Annotated in this window: 19 protein-coding genes and 1 riboswitch; of the genes, 5 read left to right on the forward strand and 14 right to left on the reverse strand. The window is 70.9% G+C overall.

The window, feature by feature from the left end:
• The first annotated feature begins 12 nt into the window (after nt 1-12).
• On the forward strand, nt 13-438 hold the full coding sequence (dtd, locus tag AB8O64_RS20810) for a D-aminoacyl-tRNA deacylase (RefSeq protein WP_184736266.1): 426 nt from the start codon (nt 13-15) through the stop codon (nt 436-438).
• Nucleotides 439-701: 263 nt separating this feature from the next.
• Here the strand turns inward: dtd and AB8O64_RS20815 are convergent, their stop codons facing one another.
• The 6 genes from AB8O64_RS20815 to AB8O64_RS20840 form a co-directional block, all read right to left on the reverse strand.
• Nucleotides 702-1,685, reverse strand: coding sequence for a folate-binding protein (locus AB8O64_RS20815; protein ID WP_356454336.1), 984 nt, complete (start codon nt 1,683-1,685; stop codon nt 702-704).
• A 10-nt stretch (nt 1,686-1,695) separates the two neighbouring features.
• Nucleotides 1,696-2,133: a transcriptional repressor gene (locus AB8O64_RS20820; protein WP_356454334.1), complete on the reverse strand. Its 438-nt coding sequence runs from the start codon at nt 2,131-2,133 to the stop codon at nt 1,696-1,698.
• Between the two features lie 180 nt (nt 2,134-2,313).
• Entirely contained in the window at nt 2,314-3,381 is a 1,068-nt protein-coding gene (locus tag AB8O64_RS20825) for an ABC transporter substrate-binding protein (protein WP_370420601.1), read from the reverse strand.
• Nucleotides 3,382-3,425: 44 nt separating this feature from the next.
• The gene (locus AB8O64_RS20830; protein ID WP_365214597.1) at nt 3,426-4,199 is read right to left on the reverse strand and encodes an ABC transporter ATP-binding protein; all 774 of its coding nucleotides are present in this window, start codon (nt 4,197-4,199) and stop codon (nt 3,426-3,428) included.
• A 3-nt stretch (nt 4,200-4,202) separates the two neighbouring features.
• Nucleotides 4,203-5,297, reverse strand: a complete 1,095-nt coding sequence (locus tag AB8O64_RS20835; protein WP_370423913.1) for a FecCD family ABC transporter permease — start codon at nt 5,295-5,297, stop codon at nt 4,203-4,205.
• Between the two features lie 123 nt (nt 5,298-5,420).
• Nucleotides 5,421-5,503: riboswitch (cobalamin riboswitch) on the reverse strand.
• 39 nt (nt 5,504-5,542) lie between these two features.
• Entirely contained in the window at nt 5,543-6,130 is a 588-nt protein-coding gene (locus tag AB8O64_RS20840; protein WP_130879268.1) for an FABP family protein, read from the reverse strand.
• A 263-nt stretch (nt 6,131-6,393) separates the two neighbouring features.
• Here AB8O64_RS20840 and AB8O64_RS20845 point away from each other — a divergent pair, with 263 nt between their 5' ends.
• The gene (locus AB8O64_RS20845) at nt 6,394-6,759 is read left to right on the forward strand and encodes a DsrE family protein (RefSeq protein ID WP_356454328.1); all 366 of its coding nucleotides are present in this window, start codon (nt 6,394-6,396) and stop codon (nt 6,757-6,759) included.
• 78 nt (nt 6,760-6,837) lie between these two features.
• Here AB8O64_RS20845 and AB8O64_RS20850 read toward each other — a convergent pair whose 3' ends face one another.
• From AB8O64_RS20850 to AB8O64_RS20880, 7 genes are all read right to left on the reverse strand, one after another.
• The gene (locus AB8O64_RS20850; RefSeq protein ID WP_370420604.1) at nt 6,838-7,089 is read right to left on the reverse strand and encodes a DUF3099 domain-containing protein; all 252 of its coding nucleotides are present in this window, start codon (nt 7,087-7,089) and stop codon (nt 6,838-6,840) included.
• Between the two features lie 100 nt (nt 7,090-7,189).
• Nucleotides 7,190-7,477 (reverse strand): DUF1416 domain-containing protein, encoded by a 288-nt coding sequence (locus tag AB8O64_RS20855; RefSeq protein ID WP_184736277.1) that lies wholly within the window; start codon nt 7,475-7,477, stop codon nt 7,190-7,192.
• A gap of 31 nt (nt 7,478-7,508) precedes the next feature.
• A complete protein-coding gene (locus AB8O64_RS20860; protein ID WP_130879273.1) occupies nt 7,509-8,348 on the reverse strand; it encodes a sulfurtransferase in 840 nt (279 codons plus the stop codon).
• A gap of 145 nt (nt 8,349-8,493) precedes the next feature.
• Nucleotides 8,494-8,574, reverse strand: coding sequence for a putative leader peptide (locus AB8O64_RS20865; protein ID WP_356454418.1), 81 nt, complete (start codon nt 8,572-8,574; stop codon nt 8,494-8,496).
• Nucleotides 8,575-8,801: 227 nt separating this feature from the next.
• Nucleotides 8,802-9,500, reverse strand: coding sequence for a DUF2993 domain-containing protein (locus AB8O64_RS20870; protein WP_365214592.1), 699 nt, complete (start codon nt 9,498-9,500; stop codon nt 8,802-8,804).
• 124 nt (nt 9,501-9,624) lie between these two features.
• A complete protein-coding gene (locus AB8O64_RS20875) occupies nt 9,625-11,013 on the reverse strand; it encodes a hypothetical protein (RefSeq protein WP_370420607.1) in 1,389 nt (462 codons plus the stop codon).
• A 10-nt stretch (nt 11,014-11,023) separates the two neighbouring features.
• Nucleotides 11,024-11,308 (reverse strand): MoaD/ThiS family protein, encoded by a 285-nt coding sequence (locus tag AB8O64_RS20880; RefSeq protein ID WP_370423914.1) that lies wholly within the window; start codon nt 11,306-11,308, stop codon nt 11,024-11,026.
• Nucleotides 11,309-11,453: 145 nt separating this feature from the next.
• Between AB8O64_RS20880 and AB8O64_RS20885 the strand changes: the two genes are divergently transcribed.
• Complete coding sequence (locus AB8O64_RS20885) at nt 11,454-13,187, forward strand: ABC transporter ATP-binding protein (RefSeq protein ID WP_370420609.1); 1,734 nt, start codon at nt 11,454-11,456, stop codon at nt 13,185-13,187.
• 98 nt (nt 13,188-13,285) lie between these two features.
• Entirely contained in the window at nt 13,286-15,178 is a 1,893-nt protein-coding gene (locus AB8O64_RS20890) for an ABC transporter ATP-binding protein (RefSeq protein WP_370423915.1), read from the forward strand.
• 105 nt (nt 15,179-15,283) lie between these two features.
• On the opposite strand, the gene AB8O64_RS20895 is transcribed toward AB8O64_RS20890, so the two are convergent.
• Nucleotides 15,284-16,138 carry an alpha/beta hydrolase family protein gene (locus tag AB8O64_RS20895; RefSeq protein ID WP_370420611.1) on the reverse strand — a complete coding sequence of 285 codons (855 nt, stop codon included), beginning with the start codon at nt 16,136-16,138 and terminating at the stop codon, nt 15,284-15,286.
• A gap of 239 nt (nt 16,139-16,377) precedes the next feature.
• Here AB8O64_RS20895 and AB8O64_RS20900 point away from each other — a divergent pair, with 239 nt between their 5' ends.
• Nucleotides 16,378-17,166, forward strand: a complete 789-nt coding sequence (locus AB8O64_RS20900; RefSeq protein WP_356454317.1) for a response regulator transcription factor — start codon at nt 16,378-16,380, stop codon at nt 17,164-17,166.
• Nucleotides 17,167-17,189 lie beyond the last annotated feature (23 nt).

The following is a 17,189-nucleotide window of genomic DNA, read 5'->3' on the forward strand; positions in this document are numbered from 1 at the left end:
ATCATGGTCCGTATGCGTGCAGTGGTGCAGAGAGTGGACGGCGCGAGTGTCGTCGTGGACGGTGCGGTGGTCGGCGAGATCCTCGGCGAGGGGTTGTGTGTGCTTGTCGGAGTGACACACGAGGACACTGAGGCGAAGGCCGCGCAGCTGGCGCGCAAGCTGTGGTCGCTGCGGATCCTCGACGAGGAGAAGTCCTGCTCGGACGTGGGCGCACCCCTGCTGGTGATCTCTCAGTTCACTCTCTACGGTGACGCCCGCAAGGGCCGCCGCCCCACGTGGAACGCCGCGGCGCCGGGTCCCGTGGCGGAACCGTTGGTCGACGAGGTGGTCACCCAGCTCCGCGCCCTGGGCGCCGAAGTGGCAACGGGCCGCTTCGGCGCGGACATGAAGGTCTCCCTGACGAACAACGGCCCGTTCACGGTTCTGCTGGAGGTGTGAGGGGCGGCGGGGGCCCGCCGTCCCCCCGGAGCCTGCTGGCCGGGAGGGGCCCAGCCCCTCCCTTCCGCCGCGACAGCGCACACTGGGGCGTGCCGGCCGGGCCGGAGGGGCCCAGCCCCTCCACCCCGCCGCGACGGCGCCCCGCCCCGACGGCGCATCCCGGCGGTGCCGAACCGTGCCGAACCGGCCGCACAGAAGACCAGCCGAAGGCTGAAAGGCCCGTCCGGGGCCAGGCCGTATCCCGACAAGCCCAGCGGCAGGCGTTACGGCTCGACCACGACCTCCTGCGCCGCCGCCGTCCCCTCGCCGACCACCAGCGCCGCGTCCACGGGAACGTTCCGCTTCACCAGGGCCAGGGCGATCGGGCCCAGCTCGTGGTGGCGGGCCGAGGTGGTGACGAAGCCCAGCTGGCGGCCCTCCGCGCCGTCCGCCGCGAGGCGGACGGGCGCACCGTGGCCCGGCAGCTTCACATCGCTGCCGTCCAGGTGCAGGAAGACCAGCCGGCGCGGCGGCTTCCCCAGGTTGTGGACGCGGGCGACCGTCTCCTGGCCGCGGTAGCAGCCCTTCTGCAGATGGACCGCCGTGCCGAGCCAGCCCAGCTCGTGCGGGATGGTGCGGTGGTCGGTCTCCAGACCCAGCCGCGGGCGGTGCGCCTCGACGCGCAGCGCCTCGTGGGCGAGGGAGCCCGCCGCCGGGCCGTGCGAGTCCGCGAAGGCCGTGAGCTCCGCGCGCGGCAGGAACAGGTCCCGGCCGTGCGGCGTCTCGCGCACCACGACGCCCTCGGGGGACTCGGCGATCGAGCCCGCCGGGAGGTGGACCACGGCGAAGTCGTCCGTACGGTCGGCGACCTCGACCCGGTAGAAGAACTTCATGCTCTCCAGGTAGGCGATCAGATCGCCCTGGGTGCCGGGCTCCACATGGGCCCAGGTCGTCTCGCCGTCGTCGACCAGATACAGCGCGTGCTCGATGTGGCCGTTGGCGGAGAGGACGAGTGCCTCCGTGGCCTGCCCGGCCGGGAGGGCGCTCACATGCTGGGTGATCAGCAGGTGCAGCCAGCTCAGCCGGTCGGCGCCGGTGACGGTGACCACTCCGCGGTGCGAGAGGTCCACGAAACCGGACCCGCCGGCGAGCGCGCGCTGCTCGCGGAACAGGTCGCCGTAGTGTGCGGCGACGCCCTCGTCCGGGCCCTCGGCGGGCACGGCACCGGGCAGCGACAGCAAGGGGCTGGCTTTCGTATGACGCAGCATGCGGACAAGCCTACGACCCGGCGGACGGCGCTTTCGCGGAGCACTTGGCGCACTGCCCGAAGATCGCGAAGTGCTTCATGTCCGTCTCGAAGCCGAAGGTCTCGCGCAGCGTCGCCGTGAAGGGCTCCGCCACCGACAGATCGGCCTCGATCACGTCCGTGCAGTCCCGGCAGACGAGGTGTATGTGGTGGTGCCGGTCGGCCAGGTGGTACGTGGGCGCGCCGTGGCCGAGGTGGGCGTGGCTGACCAGCCCCAGCTCCTCCAGCAGCTCCAGCGTCCGGTAGACCGTGGAGATGTTGACCCCGCCCGCGGTCCTGCGGACCTCGGTGAGGATGTCGTCCGGCGTCGCGTGCTCCAGCCGGTCCACCGCCTCCAGCACGAGCTGGCGCTGCGGGGTCAGCCGGTAGCCGCGCTTACGGAGATCGCTCTGCCAGTCGGTGTCCACCACGTCCCCAGTCTAGGGCGTGTCCTGTGGATCAGGCCGGATCAGGGAGCGGGGTCCGGTGCGTGCGATCGCAAGGCGGAGGAGGGAGCCACTGCGGAGCATTGGCGACTGACGACAACGCGGCGAGTGTGCGTGCCGGGGCACGCGAGCCCGGCAAGATCCACAAGACACCCCTGGGCAGGCTCAGCCCTTGCGGACCCCCTTCAGGTACTGGGACAGCGCGGCGATGGCCGCCGGGTTGCGGGGGCTCTCGACGAGATCGACGTAGTCGAGGACGAAAATGCGGTCGTTCTTGATGGCCGACACATTGGCGAGCGGGGCGTAGGACTTCAGGAACTTCTTCTTCTGCTCCGCCGTGACATCGCCGTAGTTGTTGATCACGATGACGTCCGGGTTGCGCTCGACGACCGTCTCCCAGCTGACCGACACCCAGGAGTCCTTGAGGTCCTTCATCACGTGGTCGCCGCCGGCCTTGGTGATGATGTCGTGCGGTCCGGCGTACATCCCGGAGGTCAGCGGCTTGTCCCGGCCGTCGTCGTAGAGGAAGACACTGGGCCGCTCGCCGCCCTTCGGGACCTGCGCCTGGGCGTCGGCGACCTGCTTCTTGAACCCGGCGATGAGCTTCGCCGCCCGGTCCTCGACATCGAAGACCTTCCCCAGCGTCTCCAGGTCTGTGTAGAGCGCCTCCAAGGGCGGCATCACGCCGCGGGACTTGGCGTCACCGTTGTTGCGGCAGGACTCGGTCAGCACGTACGAGCCGATGCCGAGCTTCTCCAGGGCCGCAGGGGTGAAGCCGTTGCCCTCGCCGAAGCCGTAGTTCCAGCCCGCGAAGACCAGGTCGGCCTTGGCGTCGAGGACGATCTCCTTGGTGATCTCCTTCTTGGACAGCCACTTCACTCTCTTGTAGCCGTCCTTCCAGGCGGCCGCCGCCTCGTCGTCCCGGTCGCCCTTGTAGTCCGGGGCCACATACCCGGCCATGTGGTCCTCCAGGCCGAGCGCGAACATGATCTCCGCGATGCCGATGTCGTTGGTCACCACCCGCTGCGGGGCCTTGTCGTACGTCGTCTTCACCCCGCAGTTCTCGATGGTCACGGGGTAGTGCGCCGAGGCGCCCCTCCTGACCCCGTCCCCCTTGGATTCGGTCTTCTTCTCGCCCTTGGAGTCGTCGACTTCGGCACCGCAGCCCGCGAGGGCGACGGCGGCGACCAGGGCGGTGAGGGTACGGGCGGTACGGGCGGCGGCGGTGGCCATGGCGCGTCCTTAATCGGGGGGAAGCCTCAACGGGGTGGGAGGCCTCAGCTGGCGGGAAGGCGGTCGAAGAGCAGTTGCGGGGCGCCGGACTCGGGGTGCGGCACCCGGTGCGCCCGTACGCCGAAGACGTCGGCGAGCAGCTCGGCGGTCAGCACGTCGTGCGGCGGCCCGGAGGCGACGATGCGGCCGTCGGCGATGACGTACAGGGCGTCGCAGTGGGTGGCGGCCAGATTGAGGTCGTGCAGCGCGGCCAGGACCGTCAGCCCGGAGCCGCGCACCAGCGCCAGGACCTCCAGCTGCTGGGCGATGTCCAGATGGTTCGTCGGCTCGTCCAGCACCAGCACCTTCGGCTGCTGTGCCAGGGCCCGCGCGATCAGCACCCGCTGCTTCTCGCCGCCCGACAGGGTCAGAAAGCCCCGTTCGGCGAGGTGGGTCGCGCCGACCCGCTCCAGGACGTCCGCGCAGACCTCGGTGTCGGCCGCCGTGACGCGCCCGGCGGCACTCTGGTGCGGCAGCCGCCCCATGGCGACGATCTCGCCGACGGTGAAGTCGAACTCGCTCGCCGACTCCTGCGGCAGCGCCGCCAGCCTGCGGGCGCCCTCCCGGGGGTTCAGCGCGTGCAGGTCGTCACCGCCGAGCCGGACGCTGCCCGCGGCCGGCCGCAGGGCCCGGTAGACGCAGCGCAGCAGGGTGGACTTGCCGCTGCCGTTGGGCCCGACCAGGCCGACGAACTGTCCGCTGTCCGCCCGGAGCGCGATGTCCGTGACGAGCCGGGCGCCCGCGATCTCGACCGACAGGTCCTCGATGTCGACGCGCATGCTCTATGACCCTCCGAAGGTGTAGCCGCGGCGCCGCATGAGCAGCACGAAGCAGGGCACGCCGATGACGGCCGTGATGGCACCGACCGGCAGTTCCACGGGCGCCAGCAGCAGCCGCGAGACGATGTCGACCCACAGCAGCAGCACCGCGCCCAGCAGCGGCGCGACGGCCAGGACCCGGCGGTGGTCGGCGCCGACGAGCATGCGGGTGACGTGCGGGACCATCAGGCCGACGAAGCCGATCGCACCGCTGACGGCGACGACGGCGCCCGTGACGGCCGCCGCGACGACGAAGAGCCGCCGGCGCAGCCGGTCGGGGTCCACACCGAGCGCGGTCGCGGTCTCGTCGCCCATGGCGAGGGCGTTGAGGTTCCGCGCCGACCAGAGCAGATAGCCGAGCCCGCCCGCCACGGCGGCCGCCGCGATGGGCACGGACGCCCAGGTGGCCCCGCCCAGGCTGCCGAGCAGCCACATCATGGCCGAGCGGGCGGACTCGCCGCGGTCGGCGCTGAAGACCATCAAGGTGGTGACGGCCGAGAAGCCGTAGTACATGGCGGTGCCGGTGAGCACCAGCCGCAGCGGGGTCAGCCCGTAGGGGGTGCGGGCCGCCGCGTAGACGAGCAGCATGGCGGCGAGCGCGGAGGCGAAGGCCGCCCCGGACAGCGCCCACACACCGAGCGAGCCCAGCGCCCCGAAGAGCAGCACCGCGTTCGCCCCGACGGCGGCACCGGAGGAGATCCCGAGGACGAAGGGGTCGGCGAGGGCGTTGCGGACCATGGCCTGCACGGCGACGCCGATCGCGGAGAGCCCGGCGCCGACGACGGCGGCGAGCAGGGCGCGCGGGAAGCGCAGCTCCCAGATGATGGTGTAGGCGGAGACCTCGTCGGGCGCGATGGTCCCGCCGCTCAGCCCCGCCCACAGATAGCGCAGCGTCGCCGCCCAGGTCACCCCGGAGGAGCCGAGGCCGACGCACGCCAGCAGCGAGCAGATCAGGGCGGCCCCGAGCCCGGCCAGCAGGGGTGGCAGCGGCAGCCTCCGCGGAGCCGGCGGCCTGCCGGGCGGGCCCGTCGTGCTGGGAGAGATGAGCTGGGAGGGGATCCCCACGGGGTGACGCCTTCGGCTCGGGCCGCGTCCCTGCGTCCCAAGGAGCGGCCCCGAGCGCGTTCCGCGGGGGCGTCCCCTCGCAGTCCACGGCGAGTTGTCAGGAGCTGACGCCGCCGCGGGTGATCGGGCTCGCGGGGGGACCGTGCAGGTCCTCCCGCCTACCGTTGCGGGTCAGCGCCGGACTTCGACCGGACTTCCCCCGCGGGGCGTGGTGAGAGCGAAGCTCTCGTAGGTCGTGCTCAGCCGGTGTAGGGCGTGCCGTCCTGGTTGAAGAAGGCGACGCCGTCCGGCATGTCGTCGGGCAGGTTCTTCGCCCACTCCGCCAGGTCGGCGACCTTCTTCAGGTGCGCCGACATGTAGGGGCGCAGCGGCACCTCGGGGGTGGCCTTCTCGCCGACCCACATCAGGTCGCTCTTGACGTAGCCGTAGAGGCGCTTGCCACCGGTGTACGGGCCGGAGGCCGCGGTCCGGGCGACGGCGTCCGTGGCCAGGTCGATCTGCGGCTTCTTGTCGGCCAGCTCGCCGTACCAGACCTCGGCGACACCCTGGTCGCGGATCATGACGACCTCGAGCTTGCGGTCCTTGTCGATCCGCCAGTAGCCGCTCTCGGTCTCCAGGGGGCGGACCATCTTGCCCTCCTCGTCGAGCACCCAGCTGTGCGAGGTGTACTCGAGGAAGTCACGGCCGTCGTGGGTGAAGGTGACTTCCTGCCCGAAGTTGCACTTCTCGGCACCGGGGAAGTCGGCGACACCCGCGCCCTCCCACTTGCCGAGGAGGAAGACGAGGGGCACGAGGCTCGGGTGAAGGTCGGACGGAATCTCGATCATGGGCTCAGGCGATCTGTAGGAGAACGAGGAAGGAGGCGCGGGGAGACCTGCGGTCAGCGCTGGCCCTGGTACAGCTTCTTCCAGGTCAGCCCGGCGAATGCGGTGATGCCGACGGCGACCAGAACCAGCAGGGCGGTGAAGAATGCCTCAAGCACGAGCGCGCTCCTCGGTCGGAGTGAGGGTGTACGGACCGCTTCGAGTCTAGTCGGACGCCTCGCGGGCGGCGCTGTGAGGTCGGCCGCCCCGCGCATAGGCTGTGCCGCATGGCGAAGAAGCTCGTGATCAAGGTGACGGCGGGCGCGGACGCGCCCGAGCGGTGCTCGCAGGCGTTCACGGTGGCGGCGGTCGCCGTCGCGAGCGGCGTCGAGGTGTCGTTGTGGCTGACCGGCGAGTCGTCGTGGTTCGCGCTGCCGGGCCGGGCGGCGGAGTTCGAGCTGCCGCACGCGGCGCCGCTGCCGGATCTGATCGACGGCATCAAGGCGGGCGGCGGGACGATCACGGTCTGCACGCAGTGCGCGGCGCGGCGGGGCATCGAGGAGAAGGATCTGATCGAGGGCGCGCGGATCGCGGGGGCGCAGGTGTTCGTGTCGGAGGCGATGGGGGACGGCGTGCAGGCGCTCGTGTACTGACGTTCTTTTCCCCTACCCGCCCCTTCCCGAACCGGGCTCCGCCCGGACCCGGTCCTCAATCGCCGGACGGGCTGGTTCTTACCGCTTGCCGTCCAGCTCGTCCCACCACTCGTCGGACTTCGGGTCGCCGGACGGATCGTCCCACCAGCGGTCGTCCGGGCCCCGGCGGTTGGCCATGATCGCCGCGACCGGCGGGATCAGCATCGCGACCACGCACATGCCCACGGCGGCGGGAACGGACCACAGCCGCACCACGGACCACGCCAGGACGAACAGGCCGATGCAGGTGCCCATCATGGCGAAGTACACATGGCGCCTCCGCGCGTACATAGCTCCACCGTACGACCGGCCTCCGCGCAGCGCGAAGGGCCGCACCCCCATCAAGGCGTCCAACCCCTGGGTGCGGCCCTCCGGCCGTTCGTGTCCGCCGTCAGACGGCGATGGCGACCTCCGCCAGGCCGCCCTTCTGCGCCACGACCGTGCGGTCGGCGGTCGCGCCGGGGACGAGGGCCCGTACGGTCCAGGTGCCCTCGGCCGCGTAGAAGCGGAACTGTCCGGTCGCGGACGTGGGCACCTCGGCGGTGAACTCGCCGGTGCTGTCCAGGAGGCGCACGTAGCCGGTGACCGGGTGGCCGTTCTGGGTCACCGAGCCCTGGATCGTGGTCTCACCGGGCTTGGCGCTCGAGGCGTCGGGGCCGCCTGCCTTTGCTCCACACATGGTTCTTCCTTCGGGTCGCGAGGGGGGAGGGTCAGTTGGCGCCGAGCTCGATCGGCACGCCGACGAGCGAGCCGTACTCGGTCCAGGAACCGTCGTAGTTCTTGACGTTCTGCTGGCCGAGCAGCTCGTGCAGCACGAACCACGTGTGCGCGGAGCGCTCGCCGATGCGGCAGTAGGCGATGGTGTCCTTGGCCAGATCCACGCCCGCGCTCTCGTAGATCTCCTTGAGCTCGTCGTCGGACTTGAAGGTGCCGTCGTCGTTGGCCGACTTCGACCAGGGGATGTTGCGCGCGCTCGGGATGTGGCCGGGGCGCTGCGACTGCTCCTGCGGGAGGTGCGCCGGGGCGAGCAGCTTGCCGCTGAACTCGTCGGGGGAGCGCACGTCGACCAGGTTCAGGGAGCCGATCGCCTTGACGGCGTCGTCGCGGAAGGCGCGCAGCGAGAGGTCCTGCGGCTTGGCCTTGTAGGTGGTCGCGGCCCGCTGGGGCACCTCGGCGACCAGGTCGCGGGAGTCCAGCTCCCACTTCTTGCGGCCGCCGTCGAGGAGCTTGACGTCCTGGTGGCCGTAGAGCTTGAAGTACCAATAGGCGTACGCGGCGAACCAGTTGTTGTTGCCGCCGTAGAGGACGACGGTGTCGTCATTGGCGATGCCCTTGGCGGACAGCAGCTTCTCGAAGCCGGCCTGGTCGACGAAGTCGCGGCGGACCGGGTCCTGGAGGTCCTGCTTCCAGTCGATCCGGACGGCGTTCTTGATGTGGTTCTTGTCGTACGCGGACGTGTCCTCGTCGACCTCGACGATGACGGTCTTGGGGTCGTCGATGCGGGCCTGGACCCAGTCGGCGTCGACCAGGACCTCGCTGCGGCGGCTCATGCTGTTCTCCTCCGGGGCAGTTGCGGATGTGCGCGTGCTGTGCGGTGCGCGGCGGCATGGGTGCGCGGCGCTGCGCAGCGTGTGATGCGGGGAGTTCGATGCGGCCTTGAGACGGCCGGGAGGGAAACCGGGGGAGCGGTCCCCGTCAGACACGGCGACAGAGCATGGCGGCGACGCGGCACAGGTCGACTGCCCGCCGCTTCGTGAGATCCGCCTGTCGCTTCATGCGTCCGATCGTAGGGACGGACAGGCGGGCGTGTCACCGGTATGTCGAATGATGAGACAGGATCGTCCGGAGAGTGGGACGGTAACGACGTGATCCAGCCACGCCGGAGACCCCGAAGTCCCTGCGTGGCCGGGGATTCTGCTCTGCGGACGGGGGCGTCTCGCAGCGTGGACGTGATGTGTCGCGGAAGGCGGGCGCCGAGGCCCGCCCGCCCGCCGATTGCCCGCTCAGCCCGCGAGGTTGACCTTCTCGCCGCTGAACGTGATGTCCACACCGTCGGCGCCCGCGACGACCTTTTCGAGCTTGACGCCCTTGGGCAGCCCGCTGAGCTGCCGGTCGAAGTCGGTCTTCGCACGGATCATCTCCTCCGCCCCCGGGAAGCCGGTGGCGGGGATCTGGTCCGCGCGCACCCGGATGGTGTCCTTGCCCACCACCGTGACCGTGGACACCACACTGCGCTCCACGATCTGGCCGAACACCGAGACCTTCCCGGTGACCTTGACCTTGTTACTGCCCGCATTGGCGTGGCCGACACTCACCCCGGGGTCCTGGGCGGCCTTGGTCAGGTCCTCGTACGAGATGTGCGCGGTGCCGGTCGCGCGCTGCGCGACGGCGGAGGAGAAGCTGCTGTCGATCTCGACGTCGTTGAGCTTCGCCTTGAAGTTCGTCACGCGGATCGAGCGGTCGCCCGCGTTGGCGGTGACGCCGTCCAGCTTGATCTCGACCTCGTCGAGGCTGGAGCCCGCGACCTGGGTGAGGAACGGGAAGCCCTTGATGGAGACCTCGGGGGTGCCGGAGAGGCCCTGGCTGCTGCGGATCTTCTCCGCGGCCTCGTTCTCGGCGAACCAGACCGCCGCGCGGTCGGCGGCCGTGAAGAGGGCCCCCAGAACCACGGCGACGATCAGGAGTATTCGTATGGCACGCATCTGCTGTCGTTCCCCCAGCTTTCGATCGGGCTCCCTGTCGGGTTTCAGGGGAGCCTAACCGGACCGGTCGGACCGGATGCCGGGCCGACGCCCGTCCGGCGCCGGTCCGGCGGGGGCACGGACGTCAGACGAGCGCCCGGCCGATCACGTAGACCACCGGTCCGGCGGCCGCCAGCGGCAGCGCGACGCCCGCCGTCATGTGCACGAACCGGGAGGGGTAGTCGTAGCTCGCGACCCGCAGCCCGATCAGGGCGCAGGCGCCCGCCGCCAGGCCCAGCAGGGCCGCGGACGGGCCGATGCCGGTCAGGCCGCCGGTGGCGACGCCGGAGCCGGCCGCCGCGATCAGAGCGATCACCGGGGAGGCCACGGACGGCAGCGGCAGCGCACGGGCCAGGACCGTCACGGCGACGGCGGCACCGCCCACCACGACGGCGTCGTCGGCCGCGGCCAGATGCCCGGCCGCGAGGACCGTGACACCGGCCGAGGCGACGGCTGCCGTGAGCCCGTACAGCCGCTCGTCGGGGGCGGCGTGGCTGCGCAGCTGGAGCACGAGCGTCAGCAGGACCCACACGCCGAGGGTGCCGATGAGGACCGTCGGCGCGTCGAGGGCGTCGGTGGCCAGCAGCCCGATGTCGGCGGCCACGCCGCCGAGGAACGCCAGCGCGATGCCCTGCCGGGCGGGCCACATGCCGTTCAGCCGGAACCATCCGGCCGCCGTGACCGCCTGCAGGAGCACCACGGGCACGACCAGCGCGAACTGTCCCAGCGGCGCGGCGAGCGCCAGCATCGCCGCGAGGACGGCGGTGACGAGGGCGGGCTTGAAGCCGGGCGAGAGGATCTGCGGCCGTCCCTCGGCCTTCGCCTTCTCGGCCGCGGTCATCGGCCGGTCGGGGGCTGCCGCTCCGGCCGGGGCGGCGGCGTCGCGGCCGGAGCCGAGGTCCGGTCCCGGCTCGTCGAGCGCCGCGGGCCAGGGCGCCGGGCTCGTGCCCGGGACCGCGGTGTGCCGTCCGACGGTGCTCCCGTACGAGGAGTCACCGTACGGGCCCGCGCCGGTGTCGCCGTTGCCCGTGTGCCGCGGCGTGGCGTGGTCGGCCGGGGCCTGGGCGTGGCCCGGTGTCTGCTGCGGCAGGGCCTCGCCGGGCCAGGGCGTGCGGTACGCGGGCTCCGCCGCCGGGGACGGCTCCCAGCCGCGCTGCTCCCAGGTCCGGGTGTCCCAGGTCTGGGTGGCCGGATCCTGCTGGTGCTGATAGCCCTGCTGGTCCGTGTGCGAGGGCCACGCCGTGGGCTGGGGCTGCTGCTGCGACTGCTGCGGTTGCTGCTGCGCGTACGGCTCGTAGGCGTCGTAGGGGCCCGGGGCGGCCTGCGGCCGGTCGGGCTGCGCGGCGGCCTGGGGGTGGTACGGCCCGTAGCCCTCGCGCTGCTCGTACGGCTGGGACGCGTAGCGCTCGTCGTACGACTCGTACGTCTCATGAGCCTCATGCGGCTCATACGGATTGCGGTGCTGATTGCTCATGGTGTCGGGGTCACCCTCCTGCGAAGGGCGGGAGCACCTCGACAGTGCCGCCCTCGGCCAGTTGGACCGTCGTGTGGTCGCGTGTGCCGACGGGATCGCCGTCCACGAGGAAGGAGCAGCGCAGCAGGACCCGCGCGAACTCCGGACGGGTCGCGTGGCGGTGCCGGGCAGCGTCGAGCGCGTCCTTCAGCGTCCGCGCCGCGTACGGCTCCTCGGCCGTGCCGGCCGCGGCCTTCGCCGCGGCCCAGTACCGGATCGTGCCTTCCGGTTCCGGCCGGGCCGGCTGCTCCGGCAGTGCCGGACGTGCCGAGTCTGTCGTCGCCACGGCGACCCCTTTCCTTCTTCCTGCGCCTCCATGATGACGGGTGCCGCGGGTTCCCCGGTCCGCCACCCGCCAAAAGGAGAGGCCCGCTGTCAGTGCGGTCACTTACGCTGCCTATGTGTTGGTACGACTTCTACGGGCGTACTTGAGGCCCTATTCGAAACCGATCGCGCTCGTGGTGTTGCTCCAGCTCATACAGACGCTGGCCACGCTCTACCTCCCCACGCTGAACGCGGACATCATCGACAACGGCGTGGTGAAGGGGGACACGGGGTACATCCTCGAAATCGGCGGCTGGATGCTGGCCGTCACGGTCGGCCAGATCGTCTGCGCGATCGGCGCCGTCTATTACGGCGCCCGCACGGCCATGGCGGTCGGCCGCGATCTGCGCGCCACGGTCTTCGACCGGGTGCAGTCCTTCTCGGCCCGCGAGCTGGGCCACTTCGGGGCACCGTCGCTCATCACCCGCACCACCAATGACGTGCAGCAGGTCCAGATGCTGGCCCTGATGTCCTTCACCCTCATGGTCTCCGCGCCGATCATGTGCGTCGGCGGTATCGCGATGGCCCTGCACCAGGACGTGCCGCTGTCCGCACTGCTGCTGATCATCGTGCCGGTGCTCGGGGCCGTGGTCTCGCTGATCATCTGGCGGATGCGGCCGCTCTTCCGCGGCATGCAGGACCGCATCGACACCGTCAACCGCGTGCTGCGCGAGCAGATCACCGGCATCCGCGTCATCCGCGCCTTCGTCCGCGACACCCACGAGCGGAAGCGCTTCGCGCGCGCCAACACCGACCTGATGGACGTCTCCGTGCGCGCCGGGCGGCTGATGTCGCTGATGTTCCCCTCGACGATGCTGGTGGTGAATCTGTCCTCGGTCGCCGTCCTGTGGTTCGGCGGGCACCGCATCGACGACGGGCACATGGAGATCGGTGCGCTCACCGCGTTCCTCAGCTACCTCATGCAGATCCTGATGGCCGTGATGATGGCGACCTTCATGTTCATGATGGTGCCGCGCGCCGAGGTGTGCGCCGAGCGCATCCAGGAGGTCCTGGCCACCGACTCCAGCGTGGTGCCCCCGGCCGAGCCGGTCACCGAGCTGCGCCGCGCCGGCCATCTGGAGCTGCGCGGAGTGGAGTTCCGCTTCCCGGGCGCCGAGGAGCCGGTCCTCAAGGACGTCTCCCTGACGGCCCGGCCCGGCGAGACCACGGCCGTCATCGGCTCCACGGGCAGCGGCAAGTCCACGCTGCTGGGCCTGATCCCGCGCCTGTTCGACGCGACCGACGGCGCGGTGCTGCTCGACGGCGTGGACGTACGGGACCTGGACCCGGCCCTGATGGCCGAGAGCGTCGGCCTCGTCCCGCAGAAGCCCTACCTCTTCTCCGGCACCATCGCCTCCAACCTGCGCTACGGACGGCCGGACGCGAGCGACGAGGAGCTGTGGCAGGCGCTGGAGACCGCGCAGGCCCGGGAGTTCGTGGAACGGATGGAGCTGGGGCTGGCCGCGCCCATCGCGCAGGGCGGCTCCAACGTCTCCGGCGGGCAGCGGCAGCGCCTGGCCATCGCGCGGGCCCTGGTCCGCAGACCGGGCATCTATCTCTTCGACGACTCCTTCTCCGCGCTCGACTACGCCACCGACGCCCGGCTGCGGGCCGCGCTGGCCCAGGAGACGGGCGACGCGACGGTCGTCATCGTCGCCCAGCGGGTGTCCACCATCCGTGACGCCGACCGGATCCTCGTCCTCGACGAGGGACGGGTCGTCGGCAGCGGTACCCACACCGAGCTCATGGCGTCCAACGACACCTACCGGGAGATCGTCCTCTCCCAGCTCACCGAGGAGGAGGCAGCGTGACGTCCACCGAGAAGCCGTCCTCCACCGCGCCGAAGCCGGGCGCCGCGCCCGCCGCCCTTCGCAGGGGTCCGGCGCCGGCCACCGGGATGGCCCGCCACATGGGCGGCCAGCCCACCGAGCGGTCCATGGACTTCGCCGGCTCCAGCCGCCGGCTGCTGGCCACGCTCCGCCCGGAGCGGGCGATCATCGCCGTCGCGCTCTTCTTCAGCGTCGCCGCCGTGGCGCTGTCCGTCATCGGGCCGAAGATCCTCGGCCACGCCACCGACCTGATCTTCTCCGGTGTGGTCGGCCGGCAGTTCCCCGCCGGGCAGACCAAGGCCGAGGTCATCGCCCGGCTGCGGAGCGACGGCGACGGCAAGCTCGCCGACATGCTGGGCGCGATGGACTTCACCCCCGGCCGGGGCATCGACTTCGACGCCATCGGGGTGGTGCTGCTGTGGGTGGCGCTGATCTACCTCTGCATGTCCCTCCTGATGCTTGTCCAGGCGCGGATCGCCACGGCCGTCGTCCAGCGGGCGGTCTTCCGCCTGCGCGAACAGGTCGAGGAGAAGCTCGGCCGGCTGCCGCTCGGCTACTTCGACAAGCAGCAGCGCGGCGAGGTCCTCTCCCGCGCCACCAATGACATCGACAACATCCAGCAGACCCTCCAGCAGACCCTGAGCCAGATCGTCTCCTCGGCCCTGACGATCGTCGGCGTGCTGGCGATGATGTTCTGGATCTCCTGGCTGCTGGCCCTGGTCGCGCTGGTGACCGTGCCCGTCTCCATCGTCGTCGCCACGAAGATCGGCAAGCGGGCTCAGCCGCAGTTCGTCGCCCAGTGGAAGACCACCGGCACGCTCAACGCCCATATCGAGGAGATGTACACCGGGCACTCCCTGGTGAAGGTCTTCGGGCGGCAGAAGGAGTCCGCGGAGACCTTCCGCAAGGAGAACGAGGACCTCTACGAGGCGGGCTTCAAGGCGCAGTTCATCTCCGGCGTCATCCAGCCCGCGATGATGTTCATCGGCAACCTCAACTACGTCCTCGTCGCCGTCGTCGGCGGACTGCGGGTCGCCTCGGGCGGGCTGTCCATCGGTGACGTCCAGGCGTTCGTCCAGTACTCGCGGCAGTTCAGCCAGCCGCTCACCCAGGTCGCCTCCATGGCCAACCTCGTCCAGTCCGGGGTCGCCTCCGCCGAGCGGGTCTTCGAGCTGCTGGACGCGGAGGAGCAGTCGCCGGACGCCACGGCGGCGGTGGGCCCCGAGCGCGTGCGCGGCGAGGTCGCCTTCGAGGACGTCTCCTTCCGCTACGAGCCGGACACCCCGCTGATCGAGGGCCTCTCCCTGACCGTGCGCCCGGGCCAGACCGTCGCCATCGTCGGCCCGACCGGCGCGGGCAAGACCACGCTGGTCAATCTGCTGATGCGGTTCTACGAGGTCAGTGGCGGCCGCATCACCCTGGACGGCACGGACGTCGCCGAGATGTCGCGCGAGGAGCTGCGCGGCCACATCGGCATGGTCCTCCAGGACACCTGGCTCTTCGGCGGCACGATCGCGGAGAACATCGCCTACGGGGCGCCTGCCGGCACCTCCATGGACAAGATCGTCGAGGCCGCGAAGGCCACCCACGTCGACCGCTTCGTCCGTACGCTGCCCGACGGCTACGACACGGTGATCGACGAGGAGGGGGCCAACGTCTCCGTCGGCGAGAAGCAGCTCATCACGATCGCGCGGGCGTTCCTGGCGGAGCCGGAGATCCTCGTCCTGGACGAGGCCACCAGCTCGGTCGACACCCGCACGGAGGTGCTGATCCAGCACGCAATGGCCCAGCTCCGCACGGGCCGCACCAGCTTCGTCATCGCCCACCGGCTCTCCACGATCCGCGACGCGGACGTGATCCTGGTGATGGAGTCGGGCCGCATCGTGGAACAGGGCACGCACGAGTCGCTGCTGGCGGCGCGGGGGGCGTATGCGGGGCTGTACTCAGCGCAATTCGCTGCCGCTGAGGCGTAGCGGGTTTTGGCCTCGGCCCGGTGCTGCCGTCGGGTGCGGCTCCGGGCCGGCCGAATCAAGCCCGTCCGGCGATTGAGGACAACCGAGGCCCGGTTCCGGGCGCCGTTACGGCTGATCTGTGATCCATTCCGCCACCCGGCTCAGCAGCAGCGAACCCGCGGAGCTCTCCGCATGGCCGAAGCCCCGTTCGATCCACAGCTCCGTGGAGGACGGGTCCGCGGCAGCGGCGAGCATCCGCGGGTGGTCCAGAGGAAAGTACGTGTCCCGGTCCCCGTGCACGATCAGCAGCGGCCGCGGTGCGATCAAGGGCACCGATTCCGTCGGGGAGAGCGGGATCGGATCCCAGTCCTCCGGGTGGATGCGCGTGCCCAGCCCCCATCGCGCGATCGCGCGCCCCGTGCGGCCGGAGATCGCCCAGTGCAGCCGGCGCATGGGGGCCGTGCCCCGGTAGTACCAGCGCGCCGGCGCGCTCACCGAGACGATCGTGTCGGCGTGTGCGTCGGTGCGCCCCCCGTGCCCTCCCCCGTTCGGCGGCAGGTACAGGGCGCCGTGTCGCAGCACCACCGAGCCGCCCATGGAGAAGCCGACGGTCGCCACCCGGCGGTGGCCGAGCGAGCGGGCCCAGCCCACCGCGGCCGCCAGATCCAGCACCTCGCGGTCGCCGAGCGTGGAGCGGCCGCCCGAGCCGCCGTGGCCCCGGAACGAGAACGTGATCACGGCGGTGTGCTGCGCGAACACCCGGGCGGCCCGTTGCAGGCCGGGGCGCTCCAGCGCACCGGTGAAGCCGTGCGCGAGCACGACGACCGGGTGATCGGCGGCCCGCCGCGAAGGGTCCGGGCCGGGCTCGTAACGGGCCTCCACGCGCACTCCGTCGGCTGTCAAGAGCGCGGCGCGATGACCACTCGAAGTGAGCGACGAAACACAAGGTCGTGCAAAATCGTCCGTACCTCCGAAAGTCATGTGGGTTATTCTGCTGGGCAGAGAGGATCCGGGCAGAGTCGCCCCCGGGTCCTTTTGTGCATTCAGACGCGTCACCCGCGGCTGAGAGCGCGCGTGCTCCTAGGGCGCGGAGACCGCAAACCGTACGAATGAGTGCCGCAACGTCCTCGCAGGGACCGAGGAGGAACCGACGTTATGGGCGAGCGAAGCGTGCAGGACAGCAAGGACGACCGTAGTTCGACCGAAGCGGGTGGCAGCCGATGAGTTCTCTGCTGCTCCTGACCAATGCCCTCCAGCCGTCGACGGAGGTGCTTCCCGCGCTGGGTCTGCTGCTGCACAGCGTGCGGGTGGCTCCCGCCGAGGGCCCGGCCCTCGTGGACACCCCGGGGGCCGACGTCATACTGATCGACGGCCGCCGCGATCTGCCCCATGTGCGCAGTCTGTGCCAGTTGCTCCGGTCCACCGGTCCTGGCTGTCCGCTGATCCTCGTGGTCACCGAGGGCGGTCTGGCCGCGGTCACCGCGGACTGGGGCATCGACGACGTCCTCCTGGACACCGCGGGCCCCGCCGAGGTGGAGGCACGGCTGCGGCTGTCCATGGGACGCCGGCAGATCTCGATGGACGACTCCCCCATGGAGATCCGTACGGGCGACCTCTCCGTGGACGAGGCGACGTACAGCGCGAAGCTCAAGGGCCGGATACTGGATCTGACCTTCAAGGAATTCGAGCTGCTGAAGTACCTCGCCCAGCATCCGGGCCGGGTCTTCACCCGCGCCCAGCTGCTCCAGGAGGTCTGGGGCTACGACTACTTCGGCGGTACCCGCACGGTGGACGTGCATGTGCGGCGGCTGCGCGCCAAGCTCGGTCCCGAGCACGAGTCCTTGATCGGCACGGTTCGGAATGTCGGCTACCGCTTCGTGGTGCCGGAGAAGCCGGAGAAGACCGAGCGCCAGGCCGAGGATCCCCAGCGAGAAGGCCCCGCGGACACCCCACGAACGGAGAAGCCGGAGGCCGCCCGACCGCAGGCCGCACGCCCGGCGAAGAGGTGAGTGGACCCGCGTAGACTGCCGCC

Source organism: Streptomyces sp. QH1-20, assembly GCF_041283565.1.
GTDB lineage: Bacteria > Actinomycetota > Actinomycetes > Streptomycetales > Streptomycetaceae > Streptomyces > Streptomyces syringius.

Bases quoted from the DNA above. Each gene is read 5' to 3' on its own strand.
- dtd (WP_184736266.1), top strand. From the start codon at position 13: ATGCGTGCAGTGGTGCAGAGAGTGGACGGCGCGAGTGTCGTCGTGGAC.
- AB8O64_RS20815 (WP_356454336.1), bottom strand. From the start codon at position 1,685: ATGCTGCGTCATACGAAAGCCAGCCCCTTGCTGTCGCTGCCCGGTGCC.
- AB8O64_RS20825 (WP_370420601.1), bottom strand. From the start codon at position 3,381: ATGGCCACCGCCGCCGCCCGTACCGCCCGTACCCTCACCGCCCTGGTC.
- AB8O64_RS20830 (WP_365214597.1), bottom strand. From the start codon at position 4,199: ATGCGCGTCGACATCGAGGACCTGTCGGTCGAGATCGCGGGCGCCCGG.
- AB8O64_RS20840 (WP_130879268.1), bottom strand. From the start codon at position 6,130: ATGATCGAGATTCCGTCCGACCTTCACCCGAGCCTCGTGCCCCTCGTC.
- AB8O64_RS20845 (WP_356454328.1), top strand. From the start codon at position 6,394: ATGGCGAAGAAGCTCGTGATCAAGGTGACGGCGGGCGCGGACGCGCCC.
- AB8O64_RS20850 (WP_370420604.1), bottom strand. From the start codon at position 7,089: ATGTACGCGCGGAGGCGCCATGTGTACTTCGCCATGATGGGCACCTGC.
- AB8O64_RS20855 (WP_184736277.1), bottom strand. From the start codon at position 7,477: ATGTGTGGAGCAAAGGCAGGCGGCCCCGACGCCTCGAGCGCCAAGCCC.
- AB8O64_RS20860 (WP_130879273.1), bottom strand. From the start codon at position 8,348: ATGAGCCGCCGCAGCGAGGTCCTGGTCGACGCCGACTGGGTCCAGGCC.
- AB8O64_RS20865 (WP_356454418.1), bottom strand. From the start codon at position 8,574: ATGAAGCGACAGGCGGATCTCACGAAGCGGCGGGCAGTCGACCTGTGC.
- AB8O64_RS20870 (WP_365214592.1), bottom strand. From the start codon at position 9,500: ATGCGTGCCATACGAATACTCCTGATCGTCGCCGTGGTTCTGGGGGCC.
- AB8O64_RS20875 (WP_370420607.1), bottom strand. From the start codon at position 11,013: ATGAGCAATCAGCACCGCAATCCGTATGAGCCGCATGAGGCTCATGAG.
- AB8O64_RS20890 (WP_370423915.1), top strand. From the start codon at position 13,286: ATGGGCGGCCAGCCCACCGAGCGGTCCATGGACTTCGCCGGCTCCAGC.
- AB8O64_RS20895 (WP_370420611.1), bottom strand. From the start codon at position 16,138: ATGACTTTCGGAGGTACGGACGATTTTGCACGACCTTGTGTTTCGTCG.
- AB8O64_RS20900 (WP_356454317.1), top strand. From the start codon at position 16,378: ATGAGTTCTCTGCTGCTCCTGACCAATGCCCTCCAGCCGTCGACGGAG.